The following is a 20929-nucleotide window of genomic DNA, read 5'->3' on the forward strand; positions in this document are numbered from 1 at the left end:
GGATACTGTCAGAACTAACAGGTGCAATTGCCGCCCGTCGGACTCATCTACCTGAACAGGGTGTCATCCTGCGAATTTCCTCTTGACTGCAAGCAATGGCTGGTGTCTTCTGAAACCGGTTTCAGTGCAATCCGAATTCCAATAAAAAAGGCTCCACCGTGACTTCATTCTCCGCCGCCCAGCGCAGCCGCGTGACAATGCTCGATGTCGCCGAACGCGCCGGTGTGTCCAAGGCCAGCGTGTCGCGCTTTATCGGCGATGACCGCGCCCTGCTCTCCGATGCCATTGCCCTGCGCATCGAACAGGCCATCGCCGAACTCGGTTATCGCCCCAACCAGATGGCCCGTGGCCTCAAGCGTGGGCGTACGCGCCTGATCGGCATGCTGGTGGCGGATATCCGCAACCCCTACTCCATTGCGGTGATGCACGGCGTCGAAACCGCGTGTCGCCAGCACGGCTACAGCCTGGTGGTGTGCAACACCGACCGCGATTACGAGCAGGAGCGCCAACACCTGGCAGCGCTGCGCTCGTACAACATCGAAGGCTTGATTGTGAACACCCTGGGCCATCACCTCGACCAACTGCTGGAACTGCAACGGGAAATGCCCCTGGTGCTGGTGGACCGCAAGGTCGAGCCCTTGCACAGCGACCTGGTGGGCCTGGATAACCCGGCGGCAGTGCGTATGGCGATGGACCATCTGGAGAAGCAGGGTTACCGCGAGGTGCTGCTTGTGAGCGAGACCACCGACGGCACCAGTTCACGCTTGGAACGCCTGGCGAGTTTCAACATCGAGATTGCCCAGCGCCCGGCGTTGACAGGTGCCGTGGTTGAACTGGATGGCGAACTGGAAAACCGTCTGCAAGCCTTTCTCGCCAAACCCGGCCCCAAGGCACTGTTTTGCGCCAATGGCGTGGCGGCGCTGGCCTGCACCCGTGCGCTCAAGGCGCTGGGCTGCGACCTGTTCGCAGACGTGGGCTTGATCGCCCTGGATGACCTGGACTGGTACCCGCTGGTAGGTAGCGGCATCACCGCCCTCGCCCAACCGACGCAAGCGATTGGCGCCAGCGCCTTCGACTGCTTGCTCAAGCGCCTGCGCGGCGATACCGCCCCCACCCGCACCCTGGATTTTTTACCCGAGTTGATTATCCGCGGTTCGACCGCTCTGTCCCTTTGTAGGAGCGAGCTTGCTCGCGAAAGTCGTTAACAATAACGCGCAGCATCAGGTTGAGCGCGGCGCCCTCGAGTTTTTCGCGAGCAAGCTCGCTTCTACAAGGGTTGTGCGTTTTTTTTCAGAAAAAAATGAAACCGGTTTCAGAGGTAAACAACAATGCATAAATACCCCGTCTCCATCAGCCTTTCCAGCTACGGCGCCGACCTGGTTCGCCAGCAGGGCCAATTGAGTTTTGTCGCGCTGCTGAGCGCCGCCGGTGCCCAGCGCATTGAGTGGCGTGAAGAGCTGCTCACCACTGAGCAACCGGCCGAGCTGGCCCTGGCCGCTGCAGAACAAGGCCTGGAATCAGTCTTTTCCTCGCCCTTGGAACTCTGGGTCGCCGGCCGTGCCCAGCCCAATGCCGACCTGGCCGCGACCCTGGACCGCGCCCAGGCCTTTGGTTCGGGCTGGCTGAAGGTGTCCCTCGGTTACTTCACCGACACCAACGATCTGGAAAGCCTGCACGCCTTGCTCAACCGCCACCCGGTCAAGCTGCTGGTGGAAAACGACCAGACCCTGCACGGCGGGCGCATTGAACCGATGCAACGGTTTTTCACCGAAGTCGAACGCCTGGGCCTGCCGGTGAAAATGACCTTCGACATCGGCAACTGGCAGTGGCAAGACCAATCCGCGCTCACCGCTGCGCGGTTGCTGGGCCGGCATGTGGATTACCTGCACTGCAAGGCCGTGGCCCGTCGCGCCGACGGCAAGCTGGTGGCCTTGCCGCCGGGCGCCACAGACCTGCATCTGTGGGAACAACTGCTTAAACACATGACTCAAGGTATTACCCGGGCGGTGGAATTTCCGTTGCAGGGCGATGACCTGATCGAAGTCACCGCGCAACAGGTCACAGCCCTCGCCCGCCTTGGCCAACCCCATGTGGAGAACGCCCATGTCTGAGATCGATATCCTCTCGTTTGGCGAAACCATGGCGATGTTTGTCGCCGAACAGACCGGCGACCTGGCCCAGGTCGGGCAGTTTCACAAACGTATTGCCGGCGCCGACAGCAACGTCGCCATCGGCCTGTCGCGCCTGGGGTTCAACGTGGCCTGGCTGAGCCGCGTGGGTAACGACTCCCTGGGGCGTTTTGTGGTCGATACCCTGACTAAAGAAGGACTCGACTGCCGCCATGTGGCCGTCGACCCGCTGCACCCTACCGGCTTTCAACTCAAGTCCCGTGAAGAGGCCGGCGCAGACCCTCAAGTGGAGTACTTTCGCAAAGGCTCGGCGGCCAGCCACTTGTGCATCGATGCCATCCACCCGGCGCTGTTGCAAGCTCGCCATTTGCATGCCACCGGCATTCCGCCAGCGTTATCCGACGCCACCCGCGCACTGTCGTTCGAGCTGATGACGCAAATGCGCAAGGCCGGGCGCAGCGTGTCGTTCGACCCGAACCTGCGCCCGTCCCTGTGGGCCAGCCAGGCGCAGATGATCCGCGAAATCAATGCCCTGGCCGCTCTGGCCGACTGGGTGTTGCCGGGCCTGGGCGAAGGCCGCCTGCTCACCGGTTTCGACGATCCAGAAGACATCGCCGCGTTCTATCTCGACCAGGGCGCCGAAGCCGTGGCGATCAAGCTGGGCGCCGAGGGCGCCTATTACCGCACCCATATGGACCAGGGTTTTGTCGCCGCCGTACCGGTGGCCAAGGTGGTGGATACGGTCGGTGCCGGCGATGGCTTTGCCGTGGGCATGATCAGCGCCCTGCTGGAAAACTCAAGCTTCCCCGAGGCCGTGCAGCGCGGCAACTGGATCGGCAGCCGCGCCGTGCAGAGCCGTGGCGATATGGAGGGTTTGCCGACCCGCGCTGAATTACCCACCCGATCCGTTGCGTGACCCATTACCTGTTGCCACAACTACAACAAGCTCAGGAGCAACCCCATGGAAACCGTGAAACTCGCCACCCGCCGCTGGTGGTACATCATGCCTATCGTTTTTATCACCTACAGCCTAGCCTACCTGGACCGCGCCAACTACGGCTTCGCCGCCGCGTCCGGCATGGCCGAAGACCTGATGATCACGCCGGGCATGTCTTCCCTGCTCGGCGCGCTGTTTTTCCTTGGCTACTTTTTCTTCCAGGTGCCGGGGGCGATCTACGCGCAAAAGCGCAGCGTCAAGAAACTGATCTTCGTCAGCCTGATTCTGTGGGGCGGCTTGGCGACCCTGACCGGCGTGGTGTCCAACGCCTACATGCTGATCGTCATCCGCTTCATGCTCGGGGTAGTCGAGGCCGCCGTGATGCCGGCCATGCTGGTGTACCTGTGCCACTGGTTCACCCGTGCCGAACGCTCGCGGGCCAACACCTTCCTGATCCTCGGCAACCCGGTGACCATGCTGTGGATGTCGGTGGTGTCGGGCTACCTGGTGCAGCATTTCAGCTGGCGCTGGATGTTTATCATCGAGGGCCTGCCGGCAGTGTTGTGGGCGTTTATCTGGTGGAAGCTGGCCGATGAGCGTCCCAAGGATGCCAAGTGGCTGAGCGACGCCGAAAAGCACAGCCTGGAAACCGCCCTGGCCGCCGAGCAGGTGGGAATCAAGGCCGTGAAGAACTACGCCGAGGCGTTCCGTTCGCCCAAGGTGATCATTCTCGCCCTGCAGTTCTTTTGCTGGAGCATTGGCGTGTACGGCTTCGTGCTGTGGTTGCCGTCGATCCTCAAGGCCGGTTTGCAGATGGACATGGTCGAAGCCGGCTGGCTCTCGGCGCTGCCGTACCTGGCGGCGGTGATCGGCATGCTCGTGGTGTCCTGGGGTTCGGACAAGCTGCAAAAACGTAAGCGTTTTGTCTGGCCGCCGCTGTTGATTGCCTCGATTGCCTTCTACGCGTCCTACGTATTGGGCGCCGAACACTTCTGGTGGTCCTACACCCTGCTGGTGATCGCCGGGGCGTGCATGTACGCACCCTACGGCCCGTTTTTCGCCATCGTTCCGGAAATCCTGCCGGCCAACGTCGCCGGTGGCGCCATGGCGCTGATCAACAGCATGGGCGCCCTGGGCTCGTTCGGTGGCTCGTACCTGGTGGGTTACCTCAACAGCAGCACCGGCTCGCCCGGCGCTTCGTACCTGCTGATGAGCGGCGCCTTAATGCTTTCCGTGGTGCTGACGATTTTCCTCAAGCCCGGCGCCAGTGACCGCGTGCCGGCGCCAACCCTGGAGTTGAAGGTAAAAACCTCATGAAAAAGTCTGTCGTGTTGTACAAAAAACTCTCCGCGCCGCTCATGGCTCGTCTGCATGAGCAGGTCGAGGTCACGCTGATCGACGCACTGGATGAAACCGGCCTGGCCAAGCTGCGCGATGCCCTGCCTACCGCCCACGGCCTGCTGGGGGCAAGCCTGCGCCTGGACGCACGGCTACTCGACCTGGCGCCCCAGTTGGAAGCGGTGGCCAGCGTTTCGGTGGGCGTCGACAATTACGATATCGACTACCTGACCGAGCGCGGCATCCTGCTGAGCAACACTCCGGATGTGCTTACCGAGACCACCGCCGACACCGGTTTTGCGCTGATCCTGGCCACCGCGCGGCGCGTGGTGGAACTGGCCGACATGGTGCGTGCCGGCCAGTGGAACAAAAACATCGGCCCGGCGCATTTTGGCAGCGATGTCCATGGCAAGACCCTGGGCATCATCGGCATGGGCCGCATCGGCGAAGCCCTGGCACAGCGTGGGCATTTTGGCTTCGGCATGCCGGTGATCTACCACAGCCATTCGCCCAAGCCGGCGGTGGAGGCGCGCTTTGGCGCGCAGTATCGAAGCCTCCAGGACTTGCTCAAAGAGGCGGATTTTGTCTGCCTGACATTGCCGTTGACCGCTGAAACCGAGGAGTTGATTGGCGCCGAGGAATTCGCGCTGATGGGGCCAGAGACGATTTTTATCAATATCTCGCGAGGCAAGGTGGTGGATGAGGCGGCGCTGGTGCAAGCGTTGCAGCAACGCACTATCCGCGCGGCGGGGTTGGATGTGTTTGAGAAAGAGCCGCTGGATCATGCGTCGCCGTTGTTGCGGTTGAATAATGTGGTAGCTACGCCGCATATCGGCTCGGCCACCCATGAGACGCGGGAGGCGATGGCCAAGTGTGCGGTGGATAATCTGCTGGCGGCACTGGCTGGCGAAAAGCCGGTAAACCTGGTGAATCCAGGGGCATGGAGGCACTGATACAACACAAGAGCAACTGTGGGAGCTGGCTTGCCTGCGATGACGGCCTACCAGCCGACACTTCTCTACCTGACACCCCATAATCCAACTGTGGGAGCGGGCTTGCTCGCGAAGGCGGCCTGGCAGTCAACACAGTTAGACCGGGTACATATCCGTTATTTAGGTAACGGCCACTTAGGGTTCCGCCCTGACGGCGGGTCACTTTTGGAAAAGAGCCCCAAAAGTAACCAAAAGGGCTCTTGCCCCACCACTCGGCACCTCGCCTAGGCTCGGTGTGCCCGTAATCCGCCAGTGATTTGGGGGGCCGCCGCCACGCGCCATCCATGGCGCGGGGCGGCTAAACCGGCATCCCTGCCGGTTTACCCCCCAAATCCCTGTCGAATTCCGGCCAGCGTGGTTTGACGGGGCGCCTAAGATCAAGATCAAAAGCAGATCAAGATCAAGAGCGGCTCGCTTCGCATCGTGGTTACCGTTGAGCGCTACAGATACCTATGCTGCGATAACGGTAAGCCAACCCATGATGTGCTGGCTGTAAAGCTCCCACAGGTTTTTGTGGCAGCTTCTAGACGACGAACCTGGCCACCATTCCATTCAAGTCCACCGCCAGCCTCGACAGTTCATGGCTGGCTGCGCTGGTCTGGTTGGCACCCGCGGCCGACTGGGTGGCGAGGTCGCGGATATTGACCAGGTTGCGGTCCACCTCGCGGGAGACCTGGGCCTGTTCTTCCGACGCGCTGGCAATCACCAGGTTGCGCTCGTTGATCAGGCTGATGGATGCCGTGATCTGTTCCAGTGAGGCGCCGGCTGCGCGTGCCATTTCCAGGGTGGTCTGGCTGCGCTGGTTGCTTTGTTGCATGGACTGCACGGCCTCCCCGGTGCCGTTCTGGATGCCGGCGACCATTTTCTCGATTTCCTGGGTCGACTGTGCGGTGCGATGGGCCAGGGCGCGCACTTCATCGGCGACCACCGCAAAGCCACGTCCGGCCTCGCCGGCACGGGCGGCTTCAATCGCTGCGTTAAGCGCCAGCAGGTTGGTTTGCTCGGCAATCGCGCGGATCACATCCAGTACCTTGCCGATATCCCGGCCCTGGGCGGCCAGGCCCTCGATCATCGCGGAGGTGTTCTGCACGTCCTGGGTCATGGTCTGGATCGCACCGACGGTTTCCATCACCCGATCACGGCCTTCCCGCGCCGCCTGATTGGACTGCCCGGACGCCTCGGAGGTGGAAACCGCGTTACGCGCCACCTCCTCCACTGCCGCCGTCATCTCATTGACGGCCGTGGCGGCCTGGTCGATTTCATTGTTCTGCTGTTGCAGGCCACGGGAGGCCTCTTCGGTGACCGCGCTCAACTCTTCCGCCGCCGAAGCCAGCTGCGTGGCCGAACCGGCGATGTGCTGGATGGTCTGGCGCAGGCTGGCTTGCATGGTCGACAGCGCACTGAGCAACCGCGCCGGTTCGTCCTTGCCATCGTCCTCGATGGTTTTGCTGAGGTTGCCGGCGGCAATGGTTTCGGCCACTTCCACCGCCTTGCGCAGCGGGGTCACGATGCTGCGGGTCAGCAACCAGGCCAGTAGCACGGTGAGCAACGCCGCCACTACAGAGACCGCTACCACACCGGTGATCGCGCCCTCGTAGCTTTGCCCGGCATCTACGTCGGCTTGCTTGGCGTCGGCCGCATTGATGGCGATCAGCTTGTTCAATTGCTCGCCCATCTGGTCGGTGCCGTCCTTGATGCGGCTGTTGATCAGTGCGCGCATCTCGTCGACCTTGCCTTGTTTGGACAATGCCACCATCTCGGCCTGGGCTTTGAGGTAGTTGTCCAGGGTGACGCCAAAGGTCTTGTACAGCGCAGCCTCCTCCGGGCCCGCAGGCAGCGTGGCGTAGGCGGCCTGGGCGGTCTTGACCTTGTCAGCCAGCACGCCAATGCGCGTCTCGGCTTCCTGCAAGGCGGCAGGCTCGCGGTTGACCAGCACGCGAAACGACAGGATGCGCATGCGCAGCACGTTTTCGGTGATGGTGCCCAGGTGAGTCATGCTGGGCAGTTGGTTGGCGCTCATGTCCTGGGAGGCTTGGCGCATTTGCGTCATACGGTTGACCGCAAACACGCCCAGCAGCACCACCAGCACCGCAATGAAGGCAAAACCGATAAACGCGCGAGGGGCAATATTCAGGTGACGGAGGGACATAGGGCTGCTCTCAGAAGTAGTGTTTGCGTGCATCCTTGCCGCGAAACGATCCGTCAGCGTCAACGCGCTGCCCAGACCTTGGTCACCACTGTTGTCGTTGTAGTGTGGGCCTATGCTTGATATCGGCTGGGCCACGGCTTTAGCGCAGGGTTTTTATAAATATTTTTTTACACTTCAGGCGCCTGGCACTTTCTGGCATCCTGCGCCTCCATTTTCTGACCCGAGCCATCATTTTGTCTGACGCTCAAGCCCCCCGCCCGCGCTATAAATCCGACCTCATGTACGGCCTCGAAGACCGCCCGCACTTCACCGCCGCGATTTTTGCCGCGTTGCAGCATGTGTTGGCGAGTTTTGTCGGCATCATCACGCCCACCCTGATCGTCGGCGGCGTACTGGGGCTGGAAAGCGAAGTGCCGTACCTGGTAAGCATGGCGCTGTTTGTCTCGGGGCTTGGCACCTTTGTGCAGGCGCGCACCTTCGGGCCGGTGGGCTCGGGGCTGTTGTGCCTGCAAGGCACCAGCTTTTCCTTTATCAGCGTGATTTTGAGCGCCGGGTTCATGGTCAAGGCCCGGGGCGGCGGCACCGATGAGATCCTCTCGACGATCTTTGGCATCTGCTTTTTCGCGGCGTTTATCGAAGTGGTGCTCAGCCAGTTCATCGGCAAGCTGCGCAAACTGATCACCCCGGTGGTCACCGGCACCATCATCACCTTGATGGGCTTGTCGCTGATCAAGGTGGCGGTCACCGACATGGCCGGCGGCTATGGCGCCAGCGACCTGGGCGCCGCAGGCAACATGGGCCTGGCTGCCTTGGTGCTGCTGACCATCGTGGTGCTCAACCGCTTCAACAACCCGTTCCTGCGCCTGGGTTCGATCGTGATCGGCCTGACCCTGGGCTTCGTGGTAGCGTGGCTGCTGGGCCGCGTCGACATGGCCGCCCTGCCCCAGGTGCCGCTGATCAGCGTGCCCGTGCCGTTCAAGTACGGTTTCTCGTTCGACTGGGTGGCGTTTATCCCGGTGGCGGTAATCTTCCTGATTTCGCCCCTGGAAGCGGCCGGTGACCTGACCGCCAACTCGATGATTTCCCAGCAACCGGTCAAGGGCCCGCTGTATATCAAGCGTATCAAGTCCGGCCTGCTGGCCGACGGCCTCAACTCCGCAATGGCTGCCACCTTCAACAGCCTGCCGATGGTGACATTCGCCCAGAACAACGGCGTGATCCAACTGACCGGCGTGGCCAGCCGCTACGTGGCCTACTTCATTGCCGGCCTGCTGGTGCTGCTGGGGCTGTTCCCGATGATCGGCGCAGTGTTGCAACTGATGCCCAAGCCGGTCCTCGGCGGCGCAACCCTGATCATGTTCGGCACCGTGGCCGTGGCCGGCATCAAGATCCTCGCCGAAGCGGGCCTGCATCGGCGCAATGTGCTGATCGTGGCGATTTCCCTAGGCATGGGCCTGGGCGTCGCCGCCGTGCCGGAAGTGCTGCGCGAGTTGCCCAAGGCACTGCACAACATCTTCGAATCGCCGATCACCGTGGGTGCATTCTGTGCGATCTTGCTGAACATTTTCCTGCCCGAAGAGTTCATAGAGCTGGAAGAAGATGAATTCGAGCCGGAGTCCTCTACCCTCAAGGTCATGCAAGACCCGGACGTCACCCCAAAGTAGGAGCATTTCTCTATGCGCAAGCTCATGGTTCTATCGCTGTTGCTGCTGACCTTGAGCGCCTGCGCACTGTTCCCCAACCGCGACCCGGTGAACATCAATGTAGTGGGCATCGAGCCGTTGCAAAGCCAGGACCTGGAAGTACGCTTTGCCGTGAAGCTGCGGGTACAGAACCCCAATGAAGCGGCAATCGACTACAACGGCGTGGCCCTGGACCTGGAGGTCAATGGCCGGCCACTCGCTTCTGGCGTCAGCGATCAGGCTGGCAGCATCCCCCGCTTCTCCGAGACCGTGTTGATGGTGCCAGTCAGCGTTTCAGCGTTTTCGGTGTTGCGCCAGACGTTGGGCCTGAGCCAGACCCAAAGCCTGAACAACCTGCCCTACGTGTTGCGCGGCAAACTGGCCGGTGGCCTGTTTGGCACCATGCGTTTTGTAGAACGTGGCACCCTGGACTTGCCGAACACCGCCACTTGGTAAGTGGCTGAAAACCAAATCCCCCGAACACTCAAGATCAAATGTGGGAGCTGGCTTGCCTGCGATGGCCATAGGTATCTACACAACTTTGTAGCCTGTAGCAGCCAACGCTAACCACGATGCGAAGCGAGCCGCTCTTGATCTGCTTTTGATCTTGATCTTAACCCCCGGTGTCAGGGTAGTTGTCGTGTCCCCCGCTTTTTGAAAAGCATTCCGGGGGCGGCAAGAGTATGGTCATGCCTTTCTATTCAGAAGAACGTAAAGCTGCGCTGCTGAAAATGATGCTTCCGCCCCTGAGCCTCTCGGCGGCGGAGGTCGCTCGGCGCGAAGGTTGCAGCGATATGTCTCTCCATTATTGGCGCAAACAAGCTGCCGCCAGAGGAACGCAATTGTCCGATGCCAAGCAACCGGCCGAAAATTGGTCAGCCGAATCCAAGCTGGCGATCATCATAGAAACAGGTTCGCTATCGGAACTGGAAATCGGTGAGTACTGCCGACGAAAAGGTATTTTTCCCGAGCAAATAACCGATTGGCGCAACGCTTTTATCGCCGGCAGCACGAAACAGTCAACCGCGAAAACTGCAAGCTCCGGACAGTCACGGGATGATAAAAATCGTATCCGTGAACTTGAACGTGAGTTGCGCCGCAAAGATGCAGCCCTGGCTGAAACAGCGGCCTTACTGGTACTACGAAAAAAGCTCAATGCCTACTGGGGGAGCGACGACGAGGCCACCTGACCTTGTTACCAGAACGGTATTTACTCGTTGATTGGCTTAATGAAGCCATTCTGGCGGGCGCCCGCAGGGCGCCTGCTTGTCAGGAGGTAGGCATTTCACTGAGGACGCTGCAACGCTGGAGCTTGCCGCAAGAACTCTTGGCAGATGGACGCACGACGACGCTCAGGCCGATACCGAACAACGCGCTCAGTGAGCTTGAGCGACAAGGCATCGTGACGCTGTGCAACAGCAAAGCTTACGCGCACCTCCCGCCAAGCCAGATCGTGCCGCAATTGGCCGATGAAGGAAGATATGTAGCCTCGGAGGCGACTTTTTATCGTGTGCTGCATGCGGCAGGTCAGCAGCATCACCGATCCAGAGCCAAGCGACCGCATCGCCATGAGGCACCGACCACTTACGCAGCGACTTCAGCTAATCAGGTGTGGTCATGGGACATCACCTACCTGCCGTCCCCGGTTCGCGGGAAATTTTACTATCTCTATCTGATCGAAGACATCTACAGCCGAAAAGCCGTGGGCTGGGAAGTTTATGAAGCCGAGAGCGGGGAAAAGGCGGCAGCGTTGCTGCAACGAAGCGTGACTCAGGAGAAGTGTTGGCGCCAGCCGCTGGTGCTTCACTCGGACAATGGTGCACCAATGAAATCGGTGACGTTACTGACCAAGATGTATGACCTGGGCATCACGCCGTCTCGCAGTCGACCACGGGTTAGCAACGACAACCCGTACTCGGAATCACTGTTCAGGACACTGAAATACTGCCCGCAGTGGCCACAGGCAGGGTTTACCAGCCTGGATGATGCGCGTATCTGGGTGAGGAATTTTATGACCTGGTACAACACCGTGCACCGTCATAGCCGGATCCGCTTCGTAACACCGGCTCAACGTCATGAAGGAAAAGACCGAGAAATCTTGGCTCGTCGAGATGCGATATATCGGCAGGCCAGAGAGAAAAGACCGGAACGATGGTCAGGAGAGACACGCAACTGGAACCCTATCGGGACGGTGTATCTGAACCCCGAAAGGGAGCTGACCGTGGTAATAAAAATCGCGTAGCGCGACGGAGGACGCGACAACTACCTTGAAAAACGCCGTTAAGCGCCCCGTCAAACCACGCTGGCCGGAATTCGACAGGGATTTGGGGGGTAAACCGGCAGGGATGCCGGTTTAGCCGCCCCGCGCCATGGATGGCGCGTGGCGGCGGCCCCCCAAATCACTGGCGGATTACGGGCACACCGAGCCTAGGCGAGGTGCCGAGTGGTGGGGCAAGAGCCTTTTGCTTACTTTTGGGCTCTTTTCAAAAGTGAGCCGCTGTCAGAGCGGAACCCTAGGTGGCCGTTACCGCAGGAATGGATATGTACACGGTATTACGGTGTCGACTGTGAGGCCGTCTTCGCAGGCAAGCCAGCTCCCACAGTTGGATCGTGGGGTGTCAGGTAGATAGGCGTCGCCTGGCAAGCCACAGGTTGATTGCGTTCACTCAGTGATATAGCGAACGCCTGGCTTGGCGCGCTCGTCCACCACCAATTCAAAAATATCCGGCCGGGCATAATGCCCCACTACGTCATAGTCGTACCGTGCCCGCACCAGATCATCGGTATTGATCTGCGCCGTCAACAACCCCGCCTCGCCCACCAACGGCCCCGCCAAAATATCGCCCATGGGCCCTACAATCACGCTGCCACCGGCAATCAACGGACGGTCCGCCGGCCAATTGGCAACCTCCACACCCAAGGCTTCAGGCGATGCCTGCACCTGGCAAGCGCTGACCACAAAGCAACGCCCTTCATGGGCAATATGGCGCATGCTCACCTGCCACATCTCGCGCTCGTCCACGGTGGGCGCACACCACACCTGAACGCCCTTGGCGTACATCGCGGTGCGCAGCAACGGCATCATGTTTTCCCAGCACACCGCGCCGCCGATACGCCCCACCGCAGTGTCAATCACCGGCAGTGTGGAGCCGTCGCCCTTGCCCCAGATCAGCCGCTCGGTGCCGGTCGGCATCAGTTTGCGGTGCTTGGCCACCAGGCCGCCCGACGGTTCGAAATACAACACAGTGCAATACAGCGTGCTGCCACTGCGTTCGATCACGCCCAGCACCAGGCTGGCACCGGTACGCGCCGACAACCCGGCCAGCGCCTCGGTCTCCGGCCCCGGCACGTCGATGGCATTGGCAAAATACCGCGCAAAGGCTTCCCGGCCCTCAGGCAGGCGGTAACCCAATTGGGTGCCAAAGCTTTCGCCCTTCGGATAGCCACCCAGCAACGCCTCGGGCATGACCACCAAGTGCGCGCCACTGCGCTGGATTGGCTCCTCATAGGCCAGGATCTGCGCCAGGGTGTCAGCCTTGCCGCCAGGCAAGGCGCCGATTTGCAGGGCTGCGACAGTCGATACAGGCATCAGGCTCACTCCGATAGATAAGGGTTGCCCATTCTCCGGCCAGACTCGATCATGAATAAAGCCCACCTCAGTGCTAAATGATATGAGCCAGATGAATATCGCCCAGGTTGACCTGAACCTGCTCAAAACCTTCGAAGCCCTGCACGACGAATCCAGTGCCAGCCGTGCGGCGCTGCGCCTGGGCGTGACGCAGTCGGCGATCAGCGCGGGCTTGCGGCGTTTGCGTGAGCTGTATGGCGACCCTCTGTTCGTGCGCACCGGCCGCGGCCTGGCGCCGACGTTGCGGGCCAACCAGCTGAAACCGGTGATCAGTGAGGCATTGGATCGCTGCCGCCAGAGCCTGGCGATGATCAGCCCGCAAAACCTGCACTACGAGGGGCGCTCGGTGGTGCTGGGGCTGTCAGATGACTTCGAGATTGCCTATGGCCGAAGCCTGATGGAGGCCATCGCACTGCGCCTGCCCAAGCTACGGGTGATCTTTCGCCAGACCTACAGCCAGATCGTCGCCGCCGCCCTGCTCGACCGCACGCTGGACCTGGCTATTACCGCCGGCGGTTTTACCGAGCGCAGGTTGAGCCGACAGGTGCTGGGGGAAGGTGACTACCGTTGCCTGGTAGACCCCCATAGCCTGGCGCCGGGCCAGGAGGCCATCGACCTGCAGGGGTTTGTCACACGCGAGCATGTACTGGTGTCGTCAGGCGGGTTTATCGGCATTACCGATGAAGGCTTGGCGGCGCACGGGCTGCGCCGCCACGTGTGCGCGTCCACCAGCCACTTTGCCGCGCTGCCGTATCTGCTCAAAGGCAGCACCGCAGTGGCAACCATTCCCGGGCATGCGGCCCACGCCATTGCGCAAATGACCGGCCTGCGCGTGCTGCCCTGCCCGCTGGCACTACCGCATTACCCGGTGGAGTTGGGCTGGCGTACCCAGGCTCAGTTGGACCCGCTGTTGCTCAAGGTGCGCGAAGCGATTGTGGCGTGCTTTACTTCGCCGCCGCCATCAGCTTGTTGACTTCACTGCGCACCATGTTGGAAAACTCCGGCGGCGACATGCCGTCGAGTTCGGAGCGCACCCATTCGGCCCATTTGCCCTTGCGCTTGGCGCGCTCACCGAACAAGCGTGCGGCTTCGCCCTTGGCCTTGCCCAGGTTGGTTTGCCACAGGTCGTAGAGGCGCGACTTTTCATCTTCCAGCTCGGCGCGTTCGGCGAGGGTCTTGTTGGCGAGATTGAAGCTCATGTTGAATTACCTGCTGCACAAATAGGTGACATCTTACACTGTAGGCCCAACGTTCCCGATCCGGATTTTGCCTCGGATGAGCGCATGGGGAAAAAAAACTGCAACTTTTGCCACCCCCCGATACTCCATTGTTCACTGCCACATCCACCTGCAAGGAGTCACTCAATGGCCCGCAAAACCGCCGCCCAAGCTGTCGAAGATCAAATCAAGGACCAAGCGTTCAGCGAACTGAGCGCGTTGATCGAAGAATCGGACAAACTGCTCAAAAGCAGCGCATCCCTGGTGGGCGAGGAAGGTGAAACCCTGCGCGAGCAGGTCGCCATCAAACTCAAGCAAGCCCTGGAATCGGTGTCCAACGTGCGCGAACGCAGCAAGCCGGTCGTGGATGCCACCGAAACCTATATCGGTGGGCACCCATGGCAGACCGTGGCCATTTCCGCAGGCTTTGGCCTGGTGGTCGGCCTGTTGCTGGGTCGCCGTAACTGATGCATCCAGGCTGCGCACCCGCGCAGCCTGTTTCACCCCGCCGCCAACGCCCTCAACTCGCGCAACGCCTGCGCATCCAGCTCTACTCCGCTTTCCTGCGACTTCGCCCGCGTACGATGGCGCCGATCCCCCGGCAAGCGCCGCAGCCCCGCCGCATGCATCTGCCGCACCAGTTCCTGGCTGCGCTGGGCGAAGCTTTGCCCTGCGGTTTTACTGGGGTCAATCACGATCAACAATTGGCCCGTCCAAGGCGTGCGCGCGCCAGGGTGGTCCGTCCAATCGAATTCGAACGAGAAGTTGCCGCCCGTCAGCGCGGCCGCCAGCAACTCCACCATCATCGACAGTGCCGAGCCCTTGTGCCCGCCAAACGGCAACAGTGCGCCGCCTTCCAGAATAGCTTTAGGGTCCTGGGTCGGCTGCCCCAGGCTATCGACGCCCATGCCTGCCGGCAGACGCTCGCCTTTGCGTGCGGCGATCTGCACGTCACCATGGGCGATGGCGCTGGTGGCCAGGTCGAACACAATCGGCGCGCCGTCGGCCCGTGGCGCCGCAAACGCGATGGGGTTGGTGCCGAACAATGGGCGATCGGCGCCGTGGGGCACCACACAGGTCATGCTGTTGACCACACTGAGTGCCACCAGCCCCTCCTCGGCAAACGGCTCGACGTCCGGCCACAGGGCCGCAAAGTGATGGGAGTTATGGATGGCTAGCAACGCGATGCCGGCGCTGCGTGCCTTCTCCACCAGCAGCGGGCGCGCCGCCGCCAGGGCCGGTTGAGCAAAACCGTTGCCGGCGTCGACGCGCACACAGCCTGAGGCCACATCGGTCACACTGGGGACGGCGGTACCGTTGACCCAGCCACTGGCCAGCGTCGACAGGTAACCGGGGATGCGAAAAATACCGTGGCTATGGGCACCGTCACGCTCGGCGCTGGCGCAGTTGTGCGCAAGAATCGCAGCAACCTGCGGCGACGTGCCGTGCCTGACGAAGACCTGTTGAAGCAACTCCACCAGTTCGGCGAAGCCGATCGAGGCGCAAGCGGGGGCAACTGTCGGGGACTGCGCAGACATTTGAAGCTCCGTTTTTTATGATTGGAAGGGGCAACGAATGGAACATCCAGACCCTCGATTAAACACCACGCACGCTCTGCGCTGTCAACGTGCGCAACGCTGATTATTTACCGCCTTGCGTCACGGGCGCTTGCCTACCCTGTGCTTTTCCTGGCACGCCGGAGACAGGCTGTGATCCGTTTAACGCCCCCGTATTTTTTCCCCGAGTTTCTCAAACCCCAAGGCAAAGCCTCGCCCACCGCCCGTGAACGCACGCTGGGGCTCACCGCCAAAGACCGTGAATGGCTGTACAACCTCTACCTGGCCACCGACGAATCTCGGCAGGACACACGCCGGCATGATCACCCCATGCGCGTTGAAAAGGTGCTGATCAATATTTCCAGTAAGCCCCCCATCCCCCTTGCCGGCGCGTTCGCGATCAGCCCGACACCCGACGACGCCAAGGCGTTGCTCTACACCCCGGATAACGGCATCCAGGTCTATGACAGCCATGCTGAACTGCTGAGCGAATTGACCGAGCAATTGGAAGACCCACTGCAGAGCGCCCCTTTGCTCAACTACCTGTCGACGGATCAACGCAACTCGCTTGGCGCTGACACGCCCATGGTGCTGACCACTCAGATCATCGAAGGTGACGTGATGCCAGAGCAAGGGCGCATGCTGCAGGCCTGCCAGTTGGATAATGTCAAAGCCATGCTCGGCCACCTGCAAAAAACCCCGACCTTGCCGGACATGCTCGATACGCTGCTGAGCATCATGGGCCGCCAGCAGTTCAAACACCTGGATCTACGGGACACACGGGTCAATGTCTTCACCCGCGAGGCTGAGCAGGCAACGCCACGCTGGGTCAATGTACTGACCTTGAGCGAAGCGCTGCTGCAATTTTATGTGCGCCATGGGTGGCCCAAAGGGCAAACCCGCGAATACTCGAACCCAAAATATGACACCACTGACCTGACCAGCGCCGAACGGGAAGAAGATCGCCAACGCTGGGAAGCCTTGATCGAACAGAGTTCAAGCATTTTTTCGAAGCTGTTGGAAAGCCTGCTGCAGACCTACTGGAATGAAGATATCGACAGCGGCACCTCCCGCGTGGATTTTTTTGCCCAGGTCATGGCGCAGAAGTTTCGCCTCGATGTGCTGCTCAAACGCCAGAGCGACATTATCACCGCCGATGAAAGTGACGCACTTCAGGCACTGTTCCTCAGCGACCAAAGTGCCCGCAGTGCCCATGCCAAAGACCTCAATGTGGAAAAGGTACGCCTTTATGCGCCCCATCAACACTACGTTGAACCTGCAAGCACCTTGATGATCACCGAGCGCCACGCTTACCTCTACACCCAATCGCGGGGGTTACAGGTGCTGGAAAACCTCGATGACCTCAAAGACCGGTTGCTGAGCATGCTTAAGGCCCAAGGTTACGAGGACGAATGGCTCAACGCGCTCTCACTGGATGAGCGCGACACGCTGCTCGGCCTGGACCCGATCGCCATCGCGGCAAGGCCGATTCCCGGCAATGTGTTTGTAACCCTGGTGCAAGACATTGTGCGCAAGCAAACGGACAACCTTAACCATGCCCTGGCAATCTACCGACGCTGCGATGGCCAAGTGGACCTGGCGGCCCTGCTCGACAGCGCCCTGGATGTGCGTGCCCTGCTGGACAGTCAACTGGCCACGCTGGAGACCGCCGGGCGCTGGACCTTGCACCCGGTCACCCGCGGCGATGGCCGCCCTTCGACGGTCAAGGCCGAGCGTGCCCGGCTCCAGCTCCAGAGCCTGCAAACGGTTGAGCACGCACTGGCGCTGGAGCGCGCGAACCATCCGACGTTACGCAGCACCATCGCTGATACGCTCAACGCCGAACTGAAACTGCAGCAACAGGCCGTCAAGGCCAGCGAGGTGTATATCAACACCTACGCCACCCGTGCCCAGGAGCGTGAGGAACGCACGCCAGTGCAGTCATTGAGCATGCTTGAACACTTCATTGAACGCCTGGCCCAAGAGGCGCCCGCAGTGCCCTTTTCATCCCGGACGAAGTTTTATACCAAGGGCGAAGGCAATGTCTTCATGCAGTTGTCGAGCATGACGCTCAAAACGTTCAACACCATCATCGAGCGCGTCCTGCTGCTGTTCTCCAAGCAGGCCATACGCCAGCAACCCCATGATTTTCTCGTCAAGACTCTCGCCAAACACGCCCACTCGATGCTGGTGGGGTTACGCAGCGAAGCCGAGCTGAGGTGGCTGGATAAAACCCTGGCGCCCGCCAGCAAGGCCATTGTCGACACGCTACTTCAGCCCGAGAGTCTGTCGCGCTTGACCCGCCATGGCCTTAACGGTTTTTTGCCGGATGCCTATGGCTTGACGCTGGACCTGAACGCCGTGGATACGCCACAACCGCTGGCCAATATTTTTGTCATCACTGAGCGCGGCGGTCTCGACCCGCAGCGCTCGGGCCAGGCGCTGCTCTGGACCCCGCGCCTGGGCTACGAAGTCTTTGCCTGCGTCAGCGACCTGCGCGATGAAATCACCCAACGCCTGGCGCACCCGCTCAACAGCTTGAGCCTGCTGGAGAACCTGCCGTTCTGCTTGCGCGAGCCCCATCAGGCCTTTCGCCAGGGGCCGCTGCAACGTATCGATCAGGACCTTTTGAATGATCGAGTAAACAGCTACAACGACGCGGTCATGGCGGGCGTTGATCACTTGCTATCCATGGGCCTTGGGGCCCGCGCCTTGCAAGACCGGTTGGACGCCGTCATCGAACAGCCGCCGCCCACCAACCTTGGCAGGGCGATCACGCTGGCCGATGCCATGGTCAACCAGCAGGCACTGTCGGTGTGGCTCGGCATGGCGCCGCCTCAGGAGCAAATCCACCAGGCCGAGCTTCTGGAGCAGTACTGCAACAACGCCGACGAGGAACACGACTACCTGCATGACATCCAACCCATCCGCGCGTATGCCTTAACCACGCTGACGGCGCTGCTTGAGGCGCGCTTTCCCGGCAAGGGGCTCAACCCCGATGACATCCTGATCCCCACCCATGCGGTGCTCGATGTGAATGTCGACAACCTGACCGACTTTGCCTTGCGGCACTGGCCAAACTTGACGGCGCAACACATCCGCCCGCGCTCACGCACCGCCAAGCCAATACCAAAAGCCCTGGACGCCAGTGCGGTGATACAAATGGTGCGACAGCTGGACCTCAAAAGTGCTTATCAACAACGGGTGCGAAGCCAGCTTGAAACAAAAACCGACGATGCGCGCCAACGCAGACGCCTGTTTTGCCGCCAATTGCCTTGGCAAGCGTTGCAGTGCGCCCACGAACACAGCTTGCAGGAACGCCTTTCCACCCAGGCGTTGAGCCTGGTGCAACAGATTTTCGATATGCCGGACGCCGTGGCCCGCGCCTCACTCAGTGGCGCCACGGCGATGATTCGACCGCTGGAACTGATCGCCACCGAAGGCGCCAGTACCGCCAAAGTGCTGGGCGTGTACCTGATCGGCCCGCAGAGCCCCGGCGATGGACCATGGGTGCTTTACGCGCCGTACAGCGAACAACATGTGTTCAAGGAATATACGGATGAAACGGCCCTGCTCGATGAGATACAAAGGCCGGGCGCACTGCAGGACTGGGTGCTTATGCACCTGGAAGATCCGCACCAGGCCACTTACCGCCACTTGCTCAAAGACAGTCGCCATCGCCCCTCCGATATCAGCCTGGCCGCATCGCCAGTGGCGGGCAATGTGCTGCATTACCTGTTCAGTGAAAATACATTGATGTTGCTCAAGGTGCTGGGCAGCCAATTCGAAGAAGGCGCCAAGACCTTGTGGGACCATGCGACCCGCTTGTTCGGCAAGGAAATCCCCACGGCGGTACAGTTCATGGCGGGCAAACTCGCCTACCCGCTGGTGGTATGGCGCAGCTACACCTTGTTCAAACGCTCGGCCGAAGCCTTGCAGTTGCACCAGTGGACGGCTGCGCTCAAGGATTTCGTCAGGGGCGTGGCGCAGATGGCCGCCCTGCGCAGTGCGCTGGACGGCACCGCCCTTGCACCGCCCACCGAAAAGGAGCGCTCGCTGGCCGAGCTGACAGACACGTCACTGCCCGCCGCCACCACCCTCGACACTTGGCATATCACCAGCCCTTCGCGCACCCGGCTGCAGCCGTTCGAGGCACAGGATGTGGCATTGCAAGACCTGAAAAAAAGCACGCTCAGCCAGGTGTATGAAGACCGCAAAGCCTCGAAATACTACGTGCCGCTGGCCGGCAAGGTGTATAGCGTCAAGAAAGCCGCACAACGCTGGCGCCTCGCCAACGATGAGCAGGTTGGGCCGTACATCGGTCGTAATACGCAGGGCATATGGGTACTGGAGCTGGGCGACCAAGAGCCGCGCTTCGGCAGGGCTCAGTCATACCTCAAGACATGGCGAAACGAAGCACGGGATATCAATATTGAAGCGGTGGGCATCCGCGATATCGGTGCGTTGACCTACTGGAAAGCCCAAGCCATCACCGAAGCGCTGAACTTTGCGACTTATTACGCGCTGAACTGCCGCCGTAACGTCGCGCAATTCGCCACACAACGCGACCCGAACAGCCGGGTTGGGCGCTTTTTGGGAGAAATGTTCGGTGTCGTCACCCTGACTCCGGACCAGGTTTCGAAAGTCACCAAAATAATCGACGAGATAATCAATGAGCTCACCGACCCCAGCTTGACCGGTCCAAATTCCATGCGTTTTGTGGTGGGCACCAGCCGACAGGATCCTGCATCGGATTATGCGTTCATGATTCCCGCCGACAGAGAGCGAAAACTGTATCTGCTGAGCCGCTTCTTCGACCCCAATCTGGACGTTTATCAGAACCGCTTGCTGGAAAATGTGGCCTTCAACATATCGACGCACGCCAGGGCCAGTACGCTGATTCACGAATTGACGCACTTGAAGCTGGACACCGTAGACATCGCCTACCTGGACAGCATGCGGCCCTTCCCGGACTTGATCAATATCCAAAGGCCCGGCGCCGAAGTGCTTAAAACCACCCTGGAAGATCTGCGCAGCACGGCGTTATCGACGATGACGCCTGCAACCATGCTGTTCAAGACTCAAGACAGTCTCACCGAGCTGTGGGAGGATTTCCAGCCAGGCTCGGCAATTGAAAAGAAAATTTTCAAGGCGACGGGCGCCAAGACCTTGCAGGACGCAAGAGTCATCTTCATGTCGGTACCTGACAAACGCATTGATACCATCCTGGCCAACGCAGACTCAGTGACGTACCTGATCACCCACCTTGGGCGCTACCTGGAGCCGGGAGCCTGAGCGGCC

Annotated in this window: 15 protein-coding genes; 11 read left to right on the plus strand and 4 right to left on the minus strand. The window is 60.6% G+C overall.

Going from position 1 to position 20929, the window contains the following annotated elements; genetic code table 11:
- Nucleotides 1-158: 158 nt before the first annotated feature.
- From CRN80_RS24865 to CRN80_RS24885, 5 genes are all read left to right on the plus strand, one after another.
- Complete coding sequence (locus CRN80_RS24865) at nucleotides 159-1205, plus strand: LacI family DNA-binding transcriptional regulator (protein WP_098951686.1); 1047 nt, start codon at nucleotides 159-161, stop codon at nucleotides 1203-1205.
- A gap of 123 nt (nucleotides 1206-1328) precedes the next feature.
- The gene (locus CRN80_RS24870) at nucleotides 1329-2111 is read left to right on the plus strand and encodes a sugar phosphate isomerase/epimerase (protein WP_098951687.1); all 783 of its coding nucleotides are present in this window, start codon (nucleotides 1329-1331) and stop codon (nucleotides 2109-2111) included.
- Nucleotides 2104-3045 carry a sugar kinase gene (locus CRN80_RS24875; RefSeq protein WP_056784742.1) on the plus strand — a complete coding sequence of 314 codons (942 nt, stop codon included), beginning with the start codon at nucleotides 2104-2106 and terminating at the stop codon, nucleotides 3043-3045. Before CRN80_RS24870 ends, CRN80_RS24875 begins: the two co-directional genes overlap by 8 nt.
- Nucleotides 3046-3090: 45 nt before the next feature.
- On the plus strand, nucleotides 3091-4383 hold the full coding sequence (locus CRN80_RS24880) for an MFS transporter (RefSeq protein WP_032892074.1): 1293 nt from the start codon (nucleotides 3091-3093) through the stop codon (nucleotides 4381-4383).
- Nucleotides 4380-5357, plus strand: coding sequence for an NAD(P)-dependent oxidoreductase (locus CRN80_RS24885; RefSeq protein WP_098951689.1), 978 nt, complete (start codon nucleotides 4380-4382; stop codon nucleotides 5355-5357). Before CRN80_RS24880 ends, CRN80_RS24885 begins: the two co-directional genes overlap by 4 nt.
- A gap of 562 nt (nucleotides 5358-5919) precedes the next feature.
- On the opposite strand, the gene CRN80_RS24890 is transcribed toward CRN80_RS24885, so the two are convergent.
- Entirely contained in the window at nucleotides 5920-7578 is a 1659-nt protein-coding gene (locus tag CRN80_RS24890) for a methyl-accepting chemotaxis protein (RefSeq protein ID WP_371861782.1), read from the minus strand.
- Nucleotides 7579-7778: 200 nt separating this feature from the next.
- Here CRN80_RS24890 and CRN80_RS24895 point away from each other — a divergent pair, with 200 nt between their 5' ends.
- The 3 genes from CRN80_RS24895 (at nucleotide 7779) to CRN80_RS24905 (ending at nucleotide 11469) form a co-directional block, all read left to right on the plus strand.
- Nucleotides 7779-9209 (plus strand): nucleobase:cation symporter-2 family protein, encoded by a 1431-nt coding sequence (locus CRN80_RS24895; protein WP_003190912.1) that lies wholly within the window; start codon nucleotides 7779-7781, stop codon nucleotides 9207-9209.
- A 12-nt stretch (nucleotides 9210-9221) separates the two neighbouring features.
- Nucleotides 9222-9683, plus strand: coding sequence for an LEA type 2 family protein (locus CRN80_RS24900; protein ID WP_003190908.1), 462 nt, complete (start codon nucleotides 9222-9224; stop codon nucleotides 9681-9683).
- A gap of 233 nt (nucleotides 9684-9916) precedes the next feature.
- Nucleotides 9917-11469 (plus strand): IS3 family transposase gene (locus tag CRN80_RS24905; RefSeq protein WP_186350714.1). Its coding sequence is split into 2 segments (ribosomal slippage): nucleotides 9917-10379 and nucleotides 10379-11469, totalling 1554 coding nucleotides; the frame shifts between segments, so codons are not numbered across the junction.
- A gap of 420 nt (nucleotides 11470-11889) precedes the next feature.
- On the opposite strand, the gene CRN80_RS24915 is transcribed toward CRN80_RS24905, so the two are convergent.
- Nucleotides 11890-12816 carry a carbon-nitrogen hydrolase family protein gene (locus CRN80_RS24915; protein ID WP_098951697.1) on the minus strand — a complete coding sequence of 309 codons (927 nt, stop codon included), beginning with the start codon at nucleotides 12814-12816 and terminating at the stop codon, nucleotides 11890-11892.
- A gap of 91 nt (nucleotides 12817-12907) precedes the next feature.
- Here CRN80_RS24915 and CRN80_RS24920 point away from each other — a divergent pair, with 91 nt between their 5' ends.
- The gene (locus tag CRN80_RS24920; protein WP_098951698.1) at nucleotides 12908-13828 is read left to right on the plus strand and encodes a LysR family transcriptional regulator; all 921 of its coding nucleotides are present in this window, start codon (nucleotides 12908-12910) and stop codon (nucleotides 13826-13828) included.
- On the opposite strand, the gene CRN80_RS24925 is transcribed toward CRN80_RS24920, so the two are convergent.
- The gene (locus tag CRN80_RS24925; RefSeq protein WP_032892079.1) at nucleotides 13800-14054 is read right to left on the minus strand and encodes a hypothetical protein; all 255 of its coding nucleotides are present in this window, start codon (nucleotides 14052-14054) and stop codon (nucleotides 13800-13802) included. The genes CRN80_RS24920 and CRN80_RS24925 overlap by 29 nt on opposite strands.
- 165 nt (nucleotides 14055-14219) lie before the next feature.
- On the opposite strand from CRN80_RS24925, the gene CRN80_RS24930 reads away from it, so the two are divergent.
- The gene (locus tag CRN80_RS24930; protein WP_019817806.1) at nucleotides 14220-14540 is read left to right on the plus strand and encodes a YqjD family protein; all 321 of its coding nucleotides are present in this window, start codon (nucleotides 14220-14222) and stop codon (nucleotides 14538-14540) included.
- Between the two features lie 32 nt (nucleotides 14541-14572).
- Here CRN80_RS24930 and CRN80_RS24935 read toward each other — a convergent pair whose 3' ends face one another.
- Nucleotides 14573-15610, minus strand: a complete 1038-nt coding sequence (locus CRN80_RS24935) for an Ldh family oxidoreductase (RefSeq protein WP_032892080.1) — start codon at nucleotides 15608-15610, stop codon at nucleotides 14573-14575.
- 171 nt (nucleotides 15611-15781) lie between these two features.
- Between CRN80_RS24935 and CRN80_RS31300 the strand changes: the two genes are divergently transcribed.
- Nucleotides 15782-20923: a dermonecrotic toxin domain-containing protein gene (locus tag CRN80_RS31300; protein ID WP_169918599.1), complete on the plus strand. Its 5142-nt coding sequence runs from the start codon at nucleotides 15782-15784 to the stop codon at nucleotides 20921-20923.
- Nucleotides 20924-20929 lie beyond the last annotated feature (6 nt).

This window comes from Pseudomonas sp. FDAARGOS_380, from assembly GCF_002591235.1.
In the GTDB taxonomy this organism is placed as follows: Bacteria; Pseudomonadota; Gammaproteobacteria; order Pseudomonadales; family Pseudomonadaceae; genus Aquipseudomonas; species Aquipseudomonas salmasensis.

Excerpts from the sequence above, each read along its gene's own strand:
- CRN80_RS24885 (WP_098951689.1), top strand. The coding sequence starts at position 4,380 with ATGAAAAAGTCTGTCGTGTTGTACAAAAAACTCTCCGCGCCGCTCATG.
- CRN80_RS24875 (WP_056784742.1), top strand. The coding sequence starts at position 2,104 with ATGTCTGAGATCGATATCCTCTCGTTTGGCGAAACCATGGCGATGTTT.
- CRN80_RS24900 (WP_003190908.1), top strand. The coding sequence starts at position 9,222 with ATGCGCAAGCTCATGGTTCTATCGCTGTTGCTGCTGACCTTGAGCGCC.
- CRN80_RS24925 (WP_032892079.1), bottom strand. The coding sequence starts at position 14,054 with ATGAGCTTCAATCTCGCCAACAAGACCCTCGCCGAACGCGCCGAGCTG.
- CRN80_RS24930 (WP_019817806.1), top strand. The coding sequence starts at position 14,220 with ATGGCCCGCAAAACCGCCGCCCAAGCTGTCGAAGATCAAATCAAGGAC.
- CRN80_RS24920 (WP_098951698.1), top strand. The coding sequence starts at position 12,908 with ATGAATATCGCCCAGGTTGACCTGAACCTGCTCAAAACCTTCGAAGCC.
- CRN80_RS24870 (WP_098951687.1), top strand. The coding sequence starts at position 1,329 with ATGCATAAATACCCCGTCTCCATCAGCCTTTCCAGCTACGGCGCCGAC.
- CRN80_RS24915 (WP_098951697.1), bottom strand. The coding sequence starts at position 12,816 with ATGCCTGTATCGACTGTCGCAGCCCTGCAAATCGGCGCCTTGCCTGGC.
- CRN80_RS24880 (WP_032892074.1), top strand. The coding sequence starts at position 3,091 with ATGGAAACCGTGAAACTCGCCACCCGCCGCTGGTGGTACATCATGCCT.
- CRN80_RS24890 (WP_371861782.1), bottom strand. The coding sequence starts at position 7,578 with ATGCACGCAAACACTACTTCTGAGAGCAGCCCTATGTCCCTCCGTCAC.
- CRN80_RS24935 (WP_032892080.1), bottom strand. The coding sequence starts at position 15,610 with ATGTCTGCGCAGTCCCCGACAGTTGCCCCCGCTTGCGCCTCGATCGGC.